This window comes from Pseudomonas sp. TE21435 (assembly GCF_056279265.1).
On the sequence record NZ_JBWBQZ010000001.1, the window covers coordinates 3,086,126 to 3,103,465 of the forward strand.

The 17,340-nt window shown below is 64.1% G+C and carries 16 protein-coding genes; 10 read left to right on the forward strand and 6 right to left on the reverse strand.

Features of this window, described 5'->3' with window-relative positions; translation table 11 throughout:
* Positions 1 to 6: 6 nt before the first annotated feature.
* A complete protein-coding gene (locus ACZ9C1_RS13870; RefSeq protein ID WP_046854275.1) occupies positions 7 to 975 on the forward strand; it encodes an ABC transporter ATP-binding protein in 969 nt (322 codons plus the stop codon).
* A complete protein-coding gene (locus ACZ9C1_RS13875; RefSeq protein WP_102684915.1) occupies positions 975 to 1,943 on the forward strand; it encodes a peptide ABC transporter ATP-binding protein in 969 nt (322 codons plus the stop codon). Before ACZ9C1_RS13870 ends, ACZ9C1_RS13875 begins: the two co-directional genes overlap by 1 nt.
* Before the next feature lie 150 nt (positions 1,944 to 2,093).
* Here the strand turns inward: ACZ9C1_RS13875 and ACZ9C1_RS13880 are convergent, their stop codons facing one another.
* On the reverse strand, positions 2,094 to 3,002 hold the full coding sequence (locus ACZ9C1_RS13880) for a hypothetical protein (RefSeq protein WP_139669015.1): 909 nt from the start codon (positions 3,000 to 3,002) through the stop codon (positions 2,094 to 2,096).
* 244 nt (positions 3,003 to 3,246) lie between these two features.
* On the opposite strand from ACZ9C1_RS13880, the gene ACZ9C1_RS13885 reads away from it, so the two are divergent.
* The 4 genes from ACZ9C1_RS13885 (at position 3,247) to ACZ9C1_RS13900 (ending at position 7,034) form a co-directional block, all read left to right on the forward strand.
* Complete coding sequence (locus ACZ9C1_RS13885) at positions 3,247 to 4,056, forward strand: helix-turn-helix domain-containing protein (RefSeq protein ID WP_139669012.1); 810 nt, start codon at positions 3,247 to 3,249, stop codon at positions 4,054 to 4,056.
* 64 nt (positions 4,057 to 4,120) lie between these two features.
* Complete coding sequence (locus ACZ9C1_RS13890) at positions 4,121 to 5,527, forward strand: NAD(P)/FAD-dependent oxidoreductase (RefSeq protein WP_476254078.1); 1,407 nt, start codon at positions 4,121 to 4,123, stop codon at positions 5,525 to 5,527.
* 33 nt (positions 5,528 to 5,560) lie between these two features.
* A complete protein-coding gene (locus ACZ9C1_RS13895) occupies positions 5,561 to 5,902 on the forward strand; it encodes a cupin domain-containing protein (RefSeq protein ID WP_102684919.1) in 342 nt (113 codons plus the stop codon).
* Between the two features lie 52 nt (positions 5,903 to 5,954).
* Entirely contained in the window at positions 5,955 to 7,034 is a 1,080-nt protein-coding gene (locus tag ACZ9C1_RS13900) for a polyamine ABC transporter substrate-binding protein (protein ID WP_198755464.1), read from the forward strand.
* Positions 7,035 to 7,130: 96 nt separating this feature from the next.
* On the opposite strand, the gene ACZ9C1_RS13905 is transcribed toward ACZ9C1_RS13900, so the two are convergent.
* Positions 7,131 to 8,714: a peptide chain release factor 3 gene (locus tag ACZ9C1_RS13905; protein WP_023629783.1), complete on the reverse strand. Its 1,584-nt coding sequence runs from the start codon at positions 8,712 to 8,714 to the stop codon at positions 7,131 to 7,133.
* A 187-nt stretch (positions 8,715 to 8,901) separates the two neighbouring features.
* A complete protein-coding gene (locus ACZ9C1_RS13910) occupies positions 8,902 to 9,066 on the reverse strand; it encodes a hypothetical protein (protein ID WP_430943807.1) in 165 nt (54 codons plus the stop codon).
* 367 nt (positions 9,067 to 9,433) lie between these two features.
* Between ACZ9C1_RS13910 and ACZ9C1_RS13915 the strand changes: the two genes are divergently transcribed.
* From ACZ9C1_RS13915 to ACZ9C1_RS13930, 4 genes are read left to right on the forward strand one after another with little or no spacing between them, the layout of a single operon-like run.
* Positions 9,434 to 10,147 carry an ABC transporter permease gene (locus tag ACZ9C1_RS13915; RefSeq protein WP_111532099.1) on the forward strand — a complete coding sequence of 238 codons (714 nt, stop codon included), beginning with the start codon at positions 9,434 to 9,436 and terminating at the stop codon, positions 10,145 to 10,147.
* A 13-nt stretch (positions 10,148 to 10,160) separates the two neighbouring features.
* Positions 10,161 to 11,072: a glycine betaine ABC transporter substrate-binding protein gene (locus tag ACZ9C1_RS13920; protein ID WP_457378169.1), complete on the forward strand. Its 912-nt coding sequence runs from the start codon at positions 10,161 to 10,163 to the stop codon at positions 11,070 to 11,072.
* Complete coding sequence (locus ACZ9C1_RS13925; protein WP_102684926.1) at positions 11,069 to 11,722, forward strand: ABC transporter permease; 654 nt, start codon at positions 11,069 to 11,071, stop codon at positions 11,720 to 11,722. Before ACZ9C1_RS13920 ends, ACZ9C1_RS13925 begins: the two co-directional genes overlap by 4 nt.
* Positions 11,719 to 12,876, forward strand: coding sequence for an osmoprotectant ABC transporter ATP-binding protein OsmV (locus ACZ9C1_RS13930; protein WP_102684927.1), 1,158 nt, complete (start codon positions 11,719 to 11,721; stop codon positions 12,874 to 12,876). The genes ACZ9C1_RS13925 and ACZ9C1_RS13930 overlap by 4 nt, the downstream gene beginning before the upstream one ends.
* Positions 12,877 to 12,948: 72 nt before the next feature.
* On the opposite strand, the gene ACZ9C1_RS13935 is transcribed toward ACZ9C1_RS13930, so the two are convergent.
* The 3 genes from ACZ9C1_RS13935 to ACZ9C1_RS13945 all read right to left on the reverse strand — a co-directional run bounded on the left by ACZ9C1_RS13935 (position 12,949) and on the right by ACZ9C1_RS13945 (position 16,943).
* The gene (locus ACZ9C1_RS13935) at positions 12,949 to 15,366 is read right to left on the reverse strand and encodes a TonB-dependent siderophore receptor (protein WP_476254079.1); all 2,418 of its coding nucleotides are present in this window, start codon (positions 15,364 to 15,366) and stop codon (positions 12,949 to 12,951) included.
* Between the two features lie 108 nt (positions 15,367 to 15,474).
* Positions 15,475 to 16,437 carry a FecR family protein gene (locus ACZ9C1_RS13940; RefSeq protein WP_476254080.1) on the reverse strand — a complete coding sequence of 321 codons (963 nt, stop codon included), beginning with the start codon at positions 16,435 to 16,437 and terminating at the stop codon, positions 15,475 to 15,477.
* Positions 16,438 to 16,454: 17 nt separating this feature from the next.
* The gene (locus ACZ9C1_RS13945) at positions 16,455 to 16,943 is read right to left on the reverse strand and encodes a sigma-70 family RNA polymerase sigma factor (RefSeq protein WP_476254081.1); all 489 of its coding nucleotides are present in this window, start codon (positions 16,941 to 16,943) and stop codon (positions 16,455 to 16,457) included.
* Positions 16,944 to 17,340 lie beyond the last annotated feature (397 nt).

The window sequence follows — 17,340 nt, forward strand, 5'->3', positions numbered from 1 at the left end:
ATCGCCATGTCACTGTTGCAGATCAACAACCTGAACGTGCGCTTCGGCGACGCCAATGCCGTGCCCGTGGTGGACGGCCTCGACCTGAGCGTGGATGCCGGCGAGATCCTCGCCATCGTCGGCGAGTCGGGCTCGGGCAAGTCGGTGACCATGATGGCCCTGATGGGGCTGATCGAAGCCCCCGGGCGCATCACCGCGGACGTACTCGACTTCGCCGGCACCAACATGCTCAAGCTCAGCGGCCGCCAGCGCCGCAAGGTGGTGGGCAAGGACATCGCCATGGTCTTCCAGGACCCGATGACCGCGCTCAACCCCAGCTATACCGTGGGCTACCAGATCGAGGAAGTGCTGCGCCAGCACCTGGGCCTCAAGGGCAAGGCAGCGCGTCAGCGCGCGCTGGAGCTGCTGAAGAAGGTCGAGATCCCGGCCGCCGAAAGCCGCCTCGACGCCTACCCGCACCAGCTGTCCGGCGGCATGAGCCAGCGCGTGGCCATCGCCATGGCCATCGCCGGCGAGCCAAAACTGCTGATCGCCGACGAACCGACCACCGCGCTGGACGTGACCATCCAGGCGCAGATCATGGAACTGCTGGTCAACCTGCAGAAAGAGCGCAACATGGCGCTCATTCTCATCACCCACGACCTGGCCGTGGTCGCCGAAACCGCCAAGCGCGTGTGCGTGATGTACGCAGGGCAAGCAGTCGAAGTCGGCCAGGTGCCGGAGCTGTTCGACATCCCCGCCCACCCGTACAGCGAAGCGCTGCTGGCGGCCATTCCCGAGCACAGCATCGGCGCCGAACGCCTGGCCACCCTGCCCGGCATCGTCCCGGGGCGCTATGACCGCCCGCAGGGTTGCCTGCTGTCGCCACGCTGCCCCTATGTGCAGGAAAACTGCCGCCGGCAGCGCCCGGCCCTTGATCCCCAGGCCCACAGCCTGGTGCGTTGCTTCTATCCGCTGAACCAGGAGGTGGCGTGATGGCCGTCGTACTTTCCGCTCGTGAGCTGACCCGCCACTACGAAGTCTCCCGCGGCCTGTTCAAGGGCCATGCGCTGGTGCGGGCGCTCAACGGCGTGTCATTCGAACTGGAGGCCGGCAAGACGCTGGCCGTGGTCGGTGAATCCGGCTGCGGCAAGTCGACCCTGGCGCGTGCCCTGACCCTGATCGAGGAGCCGTCCTCAGGTTCGCTGCAAATCGCCGGCCACGAGGTCAAGGGCGCCAGCAAGGACCAGCGCAAACAGCTGCGCCGTGACGTGCAGATGGTGTTCCAGAGCCCCTACGCCTCGCTCAACCCGCGGCAGAAGATCGGCGACCAGCTCGCCGAACCGCTGTTGATCAACACCTCGCTGAGCAAGACCGAACGCCGCGAGAAAGTGCAGAAGATGATGGAGCAGGTGGGCCTGCGCCCCGAGCACTACCAGCGTTATCCGCACATGTTCTCCGGCGGCCAGCGCCAGCGTATCGCCCTGGCCCGGGCGATGATGCTGCAACCCAAGGTACTGGTGGCCGACGAACCCACCTCTGCGCTGGACGTGTCGATCCAGGCCCAGGTGCTGAACCTGTTCATGGACCTGCAGAAGGAATTCAACACCGCCTACGTGTTCATCTCCCACAACCTGGCGGTAGTGCGCCATGTGGCGGACCAGGTGCTGGTGATGTACCTCGGCCGGCCGGCGGAAATGGGGCCCAAGCAGGACATCTACGACAAGCCGCTGCACCCGTATACCCAGGCGCTGCTATCGGCCACCCCGGCGATCCACCCGGACCCGCTGAAGCCGAAGATCCGCATTGCCGGTGAGTTGCCCAACCCGTTGAATCCGCCGGACGGTTGCGCGTTCCACAAACGTTGCCCGTACGCGACCGAGCGATGCGCCAAGGAAGTACCGGCGTTGCGCCAAGTGAGTACGCGGCAGGTGGCGTGCCACTACGCCGAGCAGTTCCTGTAGCTGTATGCGCCAATGAAAACGCCGCCCTTTCGGGCGGCGTTTTCATTTCTCAGTGCATGAACAATGCAATCAGGATGATCACCGGAATAGGGACCCCGAGCATCCACAGCAATAATGAGCGCATGACAATTCTCCTTGTTCCTGTGCGGGTTATCGGATCGGTGCAGAGGCGTGGCGCGGGTTGTAGTCCGCCGGACTGGCTTCGAGCCACTGCACCCGATCACGCTGCCGGCCGCCGAACAGTGCCGCCAGGCTGGCGAAGAAGGCGCCGCAAAGCAGGGCGACGAAAGTCCACAACGCCGTCCAGGCGGCGGCCTTGGTCGCAGCGTCCGCGGCTTGCTTGGCCTCGACCTTGGCCTGCTGCAGTTGTGCATAGACCTGATCAACGCGTGCTTCGGCCTCGGGCTGTGTCAGGCGAGTGCGCTGGGCCACTACCTGGGCCAGGTAGGTCCGGTCCTCCGGCGAGAGCGCGCCGCCCTGGGCCAGCGAGCGGGTCAGAATGCGGGCTGCCACACCATTTGCCGCATCGTCACTTACTGCCACCGGGCCTTGACCGCGGAACAGGCTATCGACGAAGTAGCCCATCGGGTTCTTGCCCTGGCTATCGCTGCCAGCCACACCAGCAGCCGCGGTGGTAGCCACCCCGGACGCAGCGGTGGCGCCGGCACCCAGCAAGTTGCCAGCGGTACCCAGCACCAGCATGGCGGCCACTAGCGTGGCAACCGCCCAGGCCAGGAAGCCATGGGCAGTGTCCCGGAAATACACTTCGTCACCGTGCAGGTTGGCCCATTTCACCCGCAGGCGACCGGCGATGTAACCACCCAGGCCCGAGGCCAGTATCTGTGTGATCAGTAGCCAGATGATGGTCGAAATCCCAAGCGCCTTGGCGCTGGCGCCTTCGTCGGCCCAAGGCGAGGTAGCGGCCAGGCCCAACCCTGTCCCCAGTACCACCAGGATCAGGGACAAGGCCGCCGCCGCTGCTGCGCCTGCGAAGATCGCGGCCCAGGAAACTCCGGAGCGATTGGGGTCGTTGGTGGGGTAGTCGGCAGGTGTGATCATGATTCGACGCCTTTATCTGAGGGGGAGGTCCGTTCTCAGGTAAGGCCGTGCAGGGGCTGTGCCACTTTGTGTCAAAACATGACTTCCTTATAAATCAGGCGGTTGGCTTGTAGGCAACGTCTGAGCATCATGCAAAATGCCAGATCGGTGCGGAAACGGCAGGGCCTTCTGCAACCCGGGATGCGGCCTGTGCGCACGGGCTGGTTCTTGTCAGACCGGGACATGACGAGGCACCATCCACGGCATGTCTATCGCCACCGTCCCCGACGGCCCCGGGCAAACCCCGCTCACCGCCGCCACCGTCATGCGCTACCACCTGTGCTGGAAGCATCGCGACCTGGACGGGGTGATGGCCCTGTACCACCCGGATATCCAGTACCACGACTTCTTCCAGAACCGCGTGCTCGGTTTCGACGAGCTGCGCGACTACGTGCGCGCAAGCTTGCCCCATGAAGCCGGCGAGGACATCGTCCACAGCGACCGCATCCGCGTCGATGGCTGCACCGCGTTCATCCAGTACCAGGTCACGGTGCAGGGTGGCGACGGGCTGGTGGCGTTCCAGTCCAGCGAGGCGATCACCGTGCTGGACGGACTGATCTGGCGGGTCAACGAGTACGCCACGCTGGTCCATGGCAACGGAAAGGGCCTGCGCTCCAGCGGGCCGCGCCCAGCCACCAGTCGGCTCGGCCTGTCTCCCCGCCAGCTATCGACCATGGCCCAGGACCTGGAGCATTATTTCCAGGCCCAGCGCCCGTACCTGGACCCCGAGCTGGACCTGCAACGGGTCGCCGACGAAAGCGGCTACAGCCGCAACCAGATTTCCTACCTGCTTAACCAGGTGCTTGGCCAAAGCTTCTACCGCTACGTCAACCAGGCACGCCTGCAACACCTGATGAGCAGCCTGGACAATAGCTGCGTCGCGGCGCCCGTCGATGAACTGGCGTTCAACGCCGGCTTCAATTCGCTGTCGGCGTTCTACAAGTGCTTTCGCGAGCATACCGGCCTGTCGCCCAAGGCTTACCTCAAGCAAATTTCCCTGCGTGCACGCACGTAAGACAGCCCACGCCACGCTTCACTAGGATCGCCACAGACCCTCAGTGGATGTGGAGCACGACCCGATGCAACCTTTGCGCACGATCAGCCTGTGGATGGACCAGCTCGACGAGCCGTTGTGCGCGCGCCCGGCCCTGCGCCAGGACCTGGACCTCGACGTGTGCATCATCGGTGCCGGCTATACGGGGCTGTGGACGGCCTACTACCTCAAGCGCCAGGCGCCGCAGCTGAACATCGCGGTGATCGAGGCCAACATCGCCGGCTTCGGCGCCTCCGGACGCAATGGCGGCTGGCTGATGGGCAACCTGCTGGGCGAGGACCGCCTGCTGGCCACGCTCTCGCCGCAGCAACGGCGTGAAAGCATCGACCTGCTGCACGGCATCCCCGACGAAGTCCACGACGTGCTCCTGCGCGAAGGCATCGCCTGCGACTACCGCAAAGGCGGAGTGCTCTACTGCGCCGCCCGCTACCCGGAACAGGAACGCAGCCTGCGCGCCTGGCTCGACGACCTCTACCGCCAGGGCATGAATGAAGACGATTACCGCTGGCTGCGCCCCGAACAACTGGATGCCCAGCTGAAGGTAAGCAACCCCTACGGCGCCCTCTACAGCCCGCACGTCGCCACGATTCAACCGGCCAGACTGGTGCGTGGCCTGGCACGGACGGTCGAGGCCATGGGCGTGCCGATCTACGAGAACACGCCAGCCATTGACTGGCAGACCGGCGAAGTGCGCACCCCGTTGGCACGTATCCGCAGCCACTGGGTGGTGCCGGCCGTGGAAGGCTACGCCGCCAGCCTGCCACCGCTCGGGCGGCACCAGCTGCCGGTACAGAGCCTGCTGGTGGCCACCGAGCCGCTGCCGGAGTCGACATGGGAGCAGATCGGCCTGAGCCAGGGCCAGGCCTTCAGCGAAAACAGCCGCCAGGTCACCTATGGCCAGCGCAGCGCCGACAACCGCCTGGTGTTCGGTGCCCGCGGCGGCTACCGCTTCGGTGGCCGCCTGCGCGAGGACTTCACCCTGACCACCGACGAGGTGGAGCTGCGCCGCTACCTGTTCGGCGAACTGTTCCCACAGCTCAAGCACGTACGCATCACCCACTCCTGGGGTGGCAACCTCGGCATGGCCCGGCGCTTCCGCCCGCACATGCTCTGCGACCGCCAGCGCGGTATCGCCCTGGCCGGCGGTTATGGCGGCGAAGGCGTCGGCGCCACCAACCTCGGTGGACGTACCCTGGCCGCGCTGATCCTCGGCCAGCACAACGAACTGACCGCGCAGCCCTGGGTGCACGACAACCGCTCGCTGTCGAGCTTGGCCAGCTGGCCGCCCGAGCCGTGCCGCTGGCTGGGCTACAACGCGATCATCCAGAGTTTCGTCCACGAGGACCGGACCCTCGCCAACCCGACCAGCGCCTCCTGGCGGCGGCGCCTGGCCAGTGGGTTGGCCGATTTCATGGAAGGCTTCATGCACTGACTTCCCCTCACCACCACACAGGATCCACCGGTCATGAGCATCACCCAGTTCAAACACACCGACAGCGTCATCCTGGACAGCAGCACTCCGGTCGCCGTGCCCCTTGGCGAGCCGGTCGCAGTCACCTCGGTCACCTGCGTCGAGCGCAGCGACGGCGTCGAGACCGGCATCTGGGAATGCACCCCGGGGCGCTGGCGGCGGCAGATCGTGCAGCAGGAGTTCTGCCATTTCATCAAGGGCCGCTGCACCTTCACTCCCGACGGCGGCGAGCCCCTGGTCATAGAAGCCGGAGACGCACTGATGCTACCGGCCAACAGCCTCGGCACCTGGGATATCCAGGAGACCGTGCGCAAGACCTACGTCCTCATTTTCTGATCCGCTGATCGCCTGCCTTCGATAACAACAGACAAAGCAAGGTAACCCCGACATGCGCACCCTCCTTCTCGCTCCTCTGATGCTGGCCACCAGCGTTGCCAGTGCCGCCGACTCGGTGAAGATCTACAACTGGTCGAGCTACATCGCCCCGGACACGCTGAAGCACTTCCAGCAAACCACCGGCATCAATCCCACCTACGACGTGTTCGACAGCAACGAGACCCTCGACGGCAAGCTGATGACCGGCAACTCCGGCTACGATGTGGTGTTCCCCTCCAACCACTTCATGGCCCGGCAGATCCAGGGCAAAGCCCTGAAGCAGCTGGACAAGTCGCAGTTGCCCAACTGGAAGAACCTCAACCCGGTGTTGCTCAAGGCCCTGGAGGTCAACGACCCGGGCAACCAGTACGGCTTCCCGTACCTGTGGGGCAGCACCGGCATCGGCTACAACATCGACAAGGTCAAGGCGGTGCTCGGCGACAATGCGCCCATCGATTCGTGGGACCTGTTCTTCAAGCCCGAATACCTCGCCAAGCTCAAGAGTTGCGGCGTGGCGGTGCTGGACAACGGCCCCGAGCTGCTGCCGATCGCCCTGCACTACCTGGGCCTGCCGCACCATAGCCAGAACACGGCGGACTACGACAAGGCCAAGGCGTTGCTGATGAAGGTGCGCCCGTACATCAGCTACTTCCACTCCTCGAAGTACACCGGCGACCTGGCCAATGGCGACGTGTGCCTGGTGGTGGGTTTCTCGGGCGACGTGCTGCAGGCGAAGAACCGTGCCGAGGAGGCGAAGAACGGGGTGAAGGTGGGCTACTCGATCCCGAAGGAAGGCGCGCCGATGTGGTTCGACATGGTGGCCATGCCGGCCGATGCGCCTGACGAGAAAGCCGGATATGCGTACATGAACTACCTGTTGCAGCCGGAGGTGATGGCCAACATCAGCAACTTCGTGCAGTACGCCAATGGCAACCAGCAGGCGGATGCGCTGGTGGACCCGGCGCTGAAGGGCAACACGATGATCTACCCGAGTGACGACGTGATGGGCAAGTTGTATGCGCTGGAAGCGATGCCGGCGAAGATCGACCGCATCAGAACGCGGATCTGGACCAGCATAAAAGCCGGCAACTGACATTCGTCAGTTACACGCTTGAAGCTGCAAGCGACAAGAAAAAGGCGGGCCTTTCCAGGCCCGCCTCTTCTTGAAGCTCGCAGCTTGCAGCTGCTCTTAGTGGTGCTCGCGAGTCGCGCGGAATTTCACATCCGGCCAGCGCTCTTCCATCAGCGCCAGGTTGACCCGGGTCGGGGCCAGGTAGGTCAGGTGACCACCGCCGTCGATGGCCAGGTTCTCCACCGCCTTGTTCTGGAATTCCTCGAGCTTCTTCTTGTCGTCGCAGCTGATCCAGCGCGCCGACCAGACGGTGATCGGCTCATAGGCGCACTCGACCTTGTACTCTTCCTTCAGGCGGCTGGCGACCACGTCGAACTGCAGCACACCGACCGCGCCGAGGATGATGTCGTTGCTGCGCTCGGGGAAGAACACCTGGGTCGCGCCCTCTTCGGCCAGCTGCTGCAGGCCCTGGCGCAGCTGCTTGGATTTCAGCGGGTCCTTCAGGCGCACGCGGCGGAACAGCTCCGGGGCGAAGTGCGGAATACCGGTGAAGCCCAGCGCCTCGCCTTCGGTGAAGGTGTCGCCGATCTGGATGGTGCCGTGGTTGTGCAGGCCGATGATGTCGCCGGCATAGGCCTCCTCCAGCTGCTCGCGCTCGGAGGAGAAGAAGGTCAGGGCATCACCGATGCGCACGTCCTTGCCAGTGCGCACGTGGCGCATCTTCATGCCCTTCTCGTACTTGCCCGAGCAGATACGCATGAAGGCGATACGGTCACGGTGTTTCGGGTCCATGTTCGCCTGGATCTTGAACACGAAGCCGGTGAATTTCTCTTCCACCGGTTCCACGGTGCGCTCGTGGGCGACACGGGCCAGTGGGCGCGGCGCCCAGTCGACAACCGCGTCGAGCACATGGTCGACACCGAAGTTGCCCAATGCGGTACCGAAGAACACCGGGGTCAGCTGGCCATTGATGAACGCGTCCTGGTCGAACTCGTGGCAGGCGCCCTGCACCAGCTCGAGTTGTTCGAGGAAACGGTCGTATTCATCACCCAGGTGGGCGCGGGCTTCATCGGAGTCGAGCTTCTCGATGATCTTCGCTTCGGTGCGCTCGTGGCCATGCCCCGGCGTGTAGACGATGATGTAGTCGCCGGCCAGGTGATACACACCCTTGAAATCACGGTAGCAACCGATCGGCCAGGTGATCGGCGCGGCCTTGATCTTCAGCACCGCCTCGATTTCGTCGAGCAGTTCGATCGGGTCGCGGATGTCCCGGTCGAGTTTGTTGATGAAGCTGACGATCGGCGTATCGCGCAGGCGGCACACGTCCATCAGGGCAATGGTGCGCGGCTCGACGCCTTTACCGCCATCGAGCACCATCAGCGCCGAGTCCACCGCGGTCAGGGTGCGATAGGTGTCTTCCGAGAAATCTTCGTGGCCGGGGGTGTCGAGCAGATTGATCATATGCTCGCGGTAGGGGAACTGCATCACCGAGGTAGTGATGGAGATGCCGCGCTGCTTCTCCATTTCCATCCAGTCGGAGGTGGCGTGGCGGTCGGACTTGCGCGACTTCACGGTACCGGCGACGGCAATGGCCTTGCCCATCAGCAGGAGCTTCTCGGTGATGGTGGTCTTACCGGCGTCGGGGTGGGAAATGATTGCGAAAGTGCGGCGCTTCGCGACTTCGGCGGCCTGGTTGGTCATGGGAAATCGCCTGACTGGGGATTCAAAAAGGGGCGATATCATACCTGAAGTCGGGGCAGGGGCCAAAATCTGCTGGTGCATGGCGGAAATCTTGTGGCGCCTTTGAGATCGAGCGCCGCCCGCGCGGCGCTCGATCTTGAGAACACCGCTAATTTCTCGCCCTACACCTGGCCGTCCGTACTCAATATCAAAAATGCACCTTGCGGCCATCACACACTTGCGAGCGTGTCGAAGCTGAAATCACGATTTGATTACTCAAAATCCCCTCCTGTATCAGCTCGCGGCCTCGCGCTTCCGCTTTCGCTCTGCGTTCCGGCGACAGACTGGCCATGACTTCTTCGAGTGTCTTCACGATTTTCTCCTCTTTGAACGAATTTCCCTGCGCGATCTTGATCGTGCCGACAAACGCCTCAATAGCAGGAATTTCAACGCCTCCACGTAATATTTACGCTGTTTTATCGCGCGAAATTTCCTACACCCCAGTGATTAACACTGGCCAAATGCCGCCCCAGATGGGAACCTTTACGTCCACGGAGACGTCCACTCCCCTGCAAGCCGCTTCGCTTCAGGGCTGGTTTCACTGCTTCACGAGCCCGACGGGGTTCGGCTCATGGCCTGATGCCGCGCATCGGGCTGCTACTCGCGACCACGCTGCCCGCCGCCAGGAATGGCCGGCCGCACGGGGGTGTGATCGCCGACTATAAAAAAGGAGTCCGCCTGTGGCTGCACGCTACGGAAAAGGGCTGTTGGGATGGGCCGCCGTGCTCGTCATCCTGGCCCTGCTGATCCACTGGATCGGCATCGACACGATCGCCCGCTACCGCGACGATCTTGGGTTCTACCTGCAAGCGCACCTGGTCCTGGTGCTGGCTTCGATGGCGGCGGCGCTGGCCGTGGGCATCCCCGCCGGCATTGCCTTGAGTCGACCGCACCGGGTCGACAAGGCCGAGCGCTTCATGCAGTTGTTCAACGTTGGCAACACCATTCCTCCCCTGGCCGTTCTGGCCATCGCCCTGAGTATCCTGGGCATCGGCGCAGGTCCTGCGATCTTCGCACTGTTCCTCGCCTCCCTCCTGCCCATCGTGCGCAACACCTACGAGGGCCTGAAAAACGTCCCCGCCTCGCTCAAGGAAGCCGCCACCGGCATCGGCATGACCCCGCGCCAGCAACTCTGGCAGGTAGAGCTGCCAAACGCCGTGCCGATCATCGTCGGCGGCGTGCGCGTGGCCCTGGCACTGAACGTGGGCACCGCGCCCCTGGCGTTCCTGATCGGCGCCAACAGCCTGGGCAGCCTGATCTTCCCCGGCATCGCCCTGAACAACCAGCCGCAGCTGCTGCTCGGCGCCGCCTGTACGGCGTTGCTGGCCCTGGCGCTCGATGCGTTGGTGAGTTTCTCCAGCAAGCGCTGGCTGGAACGTGGCCTGGCCCAATAAGAAGAGGCAAAGCATGAAGAAGACAATCGCCTTGTTCCTGGGCGCGGCCCTGCTTTGCGCAGGCGTTGCCCAGGCCGCGGAAAAACCACAGATCCGCATCGGCGCCCGGGTGTTCACCGAACAGACCGTGCTCGCCGAGATCACCGCCCAGCACCTGCGCGCCAACGGCTTCGAGGTGCGGGTGACCACCGGCCTGGGCAGCAACATCGCCCGCCAGGCCCAGGAAACCGGCCAGCTCGACCTGATGTGGGAATACACCGGCGTATCGCTGGTCTCGTACAACCATATCGACGAGCGCATGCCCGACGCCGCAACCACCTATGCGCGAGTGAAAGAGCTCGACGCGAAAAAGGGCCTGGTCTGGCTGACTCCGTCGAAGTTCAGCAACACCTACGCCCTGGGCCTGCCAAAGGCAGTCGCCGCGGCCTACCCGCAGATCAACTCGATCAGCGACCTCAACCAGGTGCTGCATGACGAAGCCGACCGCCACCACCTGGTGGCGCTGGACACCGAGTTCGCCAACCGCCCGGATGGCCTGGTCGGCCTGCGCGAGCTGTACGAGCTGCCGCTGGACCGGCGCAACATCCGCCAGATGGACGGTGGCCTGGTGTACACCGCCATGCGCAACAACCAGGTGTTCGCCGGCCTGGTCTACACCACCGACGGGCGCCTGAACGCGTTCGACCTCAAGCTGCTGGAAGACGACAAGCACTATTTCCCCGACTACACCGCCGCCCCGGTGCTGCGCCAGGCCGTGCTCGACGCCCATCCTCAGCTGGCCACCCTGCTCAAGCCGCTGGCCGAACAGCTGGACGACGAGACCATGCGCCAGCTCAACGCCAAGGTCGATGTCGAGCACCAGAGCCCGACGGTGGTGGCCGCCGCGTTCCTGCGTGAGCACCCACTCAGCGAGGTACAGCCATGAACCTGCTCGACACCTTCGTCCACCTCGACTGGGCACAGGTCCTGCAACTGACCTGGCAGCACATCATGCTGGTCGGCATCGCGGTGGGCCTGGCGATCCTTGTCGGCGTGCCGCTGGGCATCCTGATGACCCGCTTCCCGGTGTTCGCCGGCCCGCTGCAGGCCAGCGCCACCGTGCTGCTGACCATCCCCTCGATCGCCCTGTTCGGCTTGCTGCTGCCGTTCTACTCGAAGTTCGGCCAGGGCCTGGGGCCACTGCCGGCGATCACTGCAGTGTTCCTTTATTCACTGCTGCCGATCCTGCGCAACACCTACCTGGCCCTGACCAACGTCGAGCCCGGTATCCGTGAAGCCGCACGCGGCATCGGCATGACCTTCGGCCAGCGCCTGCGCATGGTCGAGTTGCCCATCGCCGTGCCGGTGATCCTCGCCGGCGTGCGCACCGCCGTGGTGATGAACATCGGCGTGATGACCATCGCCGCGACCATCGGCGCTGGCGGCCTGGGCGTGCTCATTCTTACCTCCATCAGCCGCAGCGACATGTCGATGCTGCTGGTCGGCGCCGTGCTGGTCAGCCTGCTGGCGATCATCGCCGACCTGCTCCTGCAAGCCCTGCAACGTGCCCTGACTCCAGAAGGACTGCGCTCATGATCGAACTGAAGAACCTCAGCAAGACCTTCAACGTCAACGGCAAGGACGTCAAAGCCGTAGACGCGGTAAGCCTCACCGTCAACGAAGGCGAAATCTGCGTGTTCCTCGGCCCCTCCGGCTGCGGCAAGAGCACCACGCTGAAGATGATCAACCGCCTGATCACACCGACCTCAGGGCAAGTCTTCATCAATGGCGAGGACACCACCGGCCTGGACGAGGTGACCCTGCGCCGGCACATCGGCTACGTGATCCAGCAGATCGGCCTGTTCCCCAACATGACCATCGAGGAGAACATCACCGTGGTCCCGCGCTTGCTCGGCTGGGACAAGCAGCGCTGCCACGATCGCGCCCGCGAGCTGATGAGCATGATCAAGCTCGAGCCCAAGCAGTACCTGCAGCGCTACCCGCGTGAACTGTCCGGTGGCCAGCAGCAACGCATCGGCGTGATCCGCGCCCTGGCCGCCGAGGCCCCGGTGCTGCTGATGGACGAGCCGTTCGGCGCGGTCGACCCGATCAACCGCGAGATGATCCAGAACGAGTTCTTCGAGATGCAGCGGGCCCTGAACAAGACGGTGATCATGGTCAGCCATGACATCGACGAGGCCATCAAGCTGGGCGACAAGATCGCCATCTTCCGCGCCGGCAAGCTGCTGCAGCTGGATCACCCGGACACCCTGCTGGCACACCCGGTAGACGATTTCGTCAGCAACTTCGTCGGTCAGGACAGCACGCTCAAGCGCCTGCTGCTGGTGCGTGCCGAGGATGCCGCGGACAACGCGCCATCGGTGAGTCCGGAAACACCGGTGAGCGATGCGCTGGAACTGCTGGACGAGCATGACCGCCGTTATGTGGTGGTGACCGATGCGCAGAATCGCGCGCTGGGCTATGTGCGCCGCCGCGACATGCACCGCCAGCAGGGGACGTGCGCGGATTTCCTGCGTCCGTTCAATGCCACGGCGGCGCACGATGAGCACCTGCGCATCCTGCTGTCGCGCATGTACGAGTTCAATCGGGCGTGGTTGCCGGTGCTGGATGCCGAACAGGTGTTCCTGGGAGAGGTGACACAGGAGTCGATTGCGGCGTACCTGAGTTCTGGGCGCTCGCGCGGGGCGAAGACCTCGATCGTGTCGCCGGCGCAGGCAGTGATTTCCTGAGCCGGCCTCATCGCGGATGAATCCGCTCCTACAGGTAGGAGCGGATTCATCCGCGATAAAGGCGACGCGCTATCAGAACCCTACACTGGCCTGCACATAGAACGTGCGCGGCTCACCCACATAGATTCCCGCGTTGTTGTCGCTTGAGCGGGTGAAATACTGCTTGTCGAACAGGTTCTTCACCCCGGCGGCCAGCTTCAGGTTCGACAGCTGCGGCCCGAACGCATAGCCACCCCGGGCATGCCAGGTGACGTAGCCCGGAATGTCGCCATACTGCCCGTCGGCGCTCGGCTGGGTGATGTAGTTGCCGTTGAAGCTGCCATCGGCGTTCATCCCGGTACCCGGCGCGCGCTGCTTCGACTGGGCGTAGGCATCCAGGTTCCAGGTCCAGCGGTTGACCTCGTAGCGCACGCCGGCGGTGGCCACCTGGCGCGAATAGAACGGCAGGTCACGCCCCTTGAAACCAGGGATCTCGCCCTCGTAGGTGGCACGGGTGTAGGTGTAGCCAGCATTCACCGACAGCCCCTGCAGGCGTGGGTCCAGGCCGGACAGGTCGTAGCGCGCCGAGGCCTCGATGCCCTGGTGCTTGGTCGCCCCCAGGTTGGTCCAGCCGACATCGTTGCTGATGTACTGCAGCTCATCATCGAAGTCGATGTAGAAGGCTGTCAGCTCACCGGCCCAGTTGCCGTTGTCATAGCGCGTACCAATTTCGTAGGTCTTGGCCTTCTCCGGCTCCAGGCCGTTTGCCGTGCTGTCGCCGACGCCGCCCTGGCCCAGCTGGAAGTACTGCAGGCTGCCGAACGAGGTCTCGTAGTTGGCGAACAGCTTCCACGCATCGGACAGGTGGTACATCACGCTCAGCGCTGGCAGCGGTTCGTTGCTGGTGATGCTGCGGTTCTTCTCCGGCACTGGGCGATAGTTGGCGTCCATCACCGGACGGTCGCGCCAGTCGGTGTTGATGTGCTCGAAGCGGATGCCCGGGGTGATGGTCCAGTTGCCGACGTCGATCTTGTCGTCGATGTAGTAGGCGCTGGCCTCGGTGCCACCACTGCGGTCCTGGAACACATGGCCGTCGGAGGTCGGGGTCACGGTCGGCACGTTGTCGACCAGCGCCAGGCGGGTGGACTGCTCGCGCATCGCTTCCTTCAGATAGCGATAGCCGACGCTGACTTCCTGGGTGGTCGGGCCGACGAAGAAGATCCGCGACAGACGTGGCTCGATGGCGAAGGTGTGATAGTTGCGCGGGTACGACGACAGGGTCTTCTGGTCGCGGGCGGCGATGGCGCTGCCACGGAAGCTGTCGGTGTAGTAAGTCAGCACCTCGAACTGGGTGGCGTCGTCGATTTGCCGCTGCCACTTGAGCGACACGTCCTTGCGCCGGCCGCTGAAGTAGTCGTAGTCGCGCACCGACTGGTACGGGTTGTGATCGTACTGGGCCTGGGTCAGGCCGCCGGGCATGTCGGCGCGGCCGTCGTAGTAGTGGAAATTGAGCCAGAACTCGTCGACATCGGTCGGTGCCCAGTGGGTCTTGAGCATCACATCGTCGATATCGTTGTCGTTGTTGCTTTCGCGATAGCCATCGCCATTCACGCCGGTATACAGCAACGCCACGCCCATGCCGTTGTCGGCAGTGCCGCCGACGAAGGCCGACTCGGTGTGCTTCCAGCCGCCATCGCGCGAGGTCTCGAGGGTGGTCGACAGCTCGCCGCTGGCCTTCTCGGGTATCGCCCGGGTGACGAAGTTGATTACCCCACCGACGTTCTGCGGGCCATAGCGGACCGAGCCTGCACCGCGGACCACATCGATGCTGTCGAGGTTGCCCGAGGAGATCGGCGCCATCGACAGCTGTGGCTGGCCGTAGGGGGCGAAGGCCGCCGGGATGCCATCGATCAGCACGGTCGAGCGCGGTGACAGGCGCGACGTCAGGCCACGCACGCCGACGTTCAGCGACAGGTCGCTGCCACCGGTGCCGTTGGAATCCTGCACCTGCACGCCCGGGATACCGCGCAGGGCGTCACGCACGTTCATCGTGCCCTTCTCCACCATCGCTTCACGGCGTACCACGGTGCGCGCGCCCGGGTGGTTCTGCACCACGCTCTGGTCGGCGTCGCCCAGCCAGTCCCCGACCACCTTGATATCGGTGGGCGCCAGCTCCAGGCTGCCGGTGGTCAGGGTACCGGCGGCCTGGGCCGGCTTGACCACCACGGTGTCCGCGGACTGCTCGAAGGTCAGCCCGCTACCTTGCAGCAGTTGCTGCAGGGCCTGCTCCGGCGCCAGGTTGCCGGACACCGCCGGGGCCTGCTTGCCGTCCACCAGCTCGGGGCTGAAGAACAGTTGCAGGTTGGTCTGCTGGCCCAACTGCTTGAGTGCGCCCGCCAATGGCTGGGCCTGGATCTGGATGGTATCGGCGTAGCTGTTGCCGGCGGCGGCGCTGACCGCCAGGGCCAGCGCCAGGCGGCGCAGCTGGAGAAGGGGATTATTGTTGTTCACGTCTTCGATGGGTCCTGAGAGTCGGGATAAACGCCAACCGCATGCAAATGGAAATGCTTGGCAGTTGCAGCTGGCGGGGAAGACGAACGAACGGAAAAAAACCTGAATCTATTTCAGAACAATTTCGCTGGAGCCGTCTGCAAGGTTCTTCACGCGCACCGGCAGTATGCTCGGCAAGGCCCGCAACAGGGCGTCCGGGTCGTCGGTGCTGAAGGTGCTCGACAGGCGCAGAGCAGCGGCCTTGCCGGACGCCACATGCAAAGGTCGGGCGCGGTAGCGCGAAACCTCCGCCACGACATCGCTCAGCGGCGCGTTGTCGAATACCAGCTTGCCCTGACGCCAGGCGGTCACCGCGTTGGCATCGATGGCATAGGGCGCGGCGACCTTGCCCTGCGCATCGATATGCGAACCCTGGCCGGCAGTGAGCAGCGCCAGCGACTCGGCCGCGCCCTGTACCTTGACCGAACCCTGCTCCACCGCCACGCGGGTGCTGCCCGGATCCTGTCGTACATCGAAGCGGGTGCCGGTGACGGAGACATCGCCCTGGGCAGTGCTCACCACGAAGGGGCGATCGCTGTCATGGGCGACGATGAACATCGCCTCGCCCGCGCCCAGGCGCACATGGCGCAGCCCCGCAGAGAACATCACCTGCACCTGGGTGGCACTGTTGAGTTCCAGCCGTGAGCCGTCCGGCAGTTCGACCTGACGCCGCTCGCCCAGGGCCGTAGTCAACGTGTCCTGATGGTTGAGCTGCTGATACTGCCAACCTGTCCAGCCCAGCCCCAGCGCGACCACTGCCACGCCGGCCGCCAAAGCCTGGCGCAGCAGACGGCGGCGCGGAAGCTGGCGCACCGGCTCGGGCTGGCACAGCGCTTCGAGGTGTTGACGCGGAATGAAGTCGGCGGCGCGCCACAGTTGCGCCAGGCGCTCGTACTCTTGCCGATTTGAGGGGTGCTGCGCCAGCCACGCCTGCAACGCCTCCTGCACGGCATTGTCGTGCGGCGCGTCCTGAGCGCGGGCGAACCAGCAGGCCGCCTGCTCGCCCACGGGATCGGGCACGTGCTGTTTCATCGAAGGGGTCTCCTGACTCATCTGGCCGACACATCCAGGTGCTCACGCAGATGTCGGAGCGTGCGGATCATATACTTTTCGACCATGTTCTTGGTCAAACCCATGCGCTCGGCGATCTCGGCCTGGGTCAGGCCTTCGAGCTTCTGCCAGATGAACACTCTGCGGCAGTTCAGCGGCAGCTCGGCCAGCGCCCGCTCGACGCTGTCGGCCAGTTCCAGGGCGTGCACATATGCTTCCGGGTCGTCCCCTGCGACCCTCTCCCCTGCGAAGGCCTCAAGCTCCAGGGCCTGACGCCGGTCCTCGCGGCGAAAGCCGTCGACGGCGATGTTGCGGGCGGTCTGGTGCAGATAGGCGCGTGGCTGTTCGACCTGCTCGCGCGGGTTTTCCAGCACCCGCACAAAGGCATCGTGGGTGAGGTCCTCGGCCTGCTGTCGACTGCGCAGTTTGCGCGTCCAGGTGCCGATCAGCTCTTGGTAATGGTCGAGGAAGCCTTTGGGTCCGGACACGGTCGGGGTCGTCAGGGAGGCAGATGAGGTCGCGAATAGTAATGTTTCTCATCAAGGACGGCAATCGACATGTCCCTTGCACGACCAATGGCCCAGATAGGCTCTGCGTAACAAAAAATTTATGGCCAATTTCGTGGTAAAGACCAGGCTAAGCATGTGGCCATAAATTTGAACACCCTGTGTTCATTCGCCCTCCTGCCTCAGCCACCGACAAACGGTCACCAACAGGTTCCTCCGCCCTTTCGCAGCGAAACCAGAGCCATCATGCAAAGAATGAAGCTATCAACCGATCGCAGCCAGATCGCCACCTATTCCACAATTTTTTACGCTCATGGTCTTTTCCTGAACCTACCTGGTTCACATCGGTCGGTTATCGCAACGGCAGGCCGCCGGCACA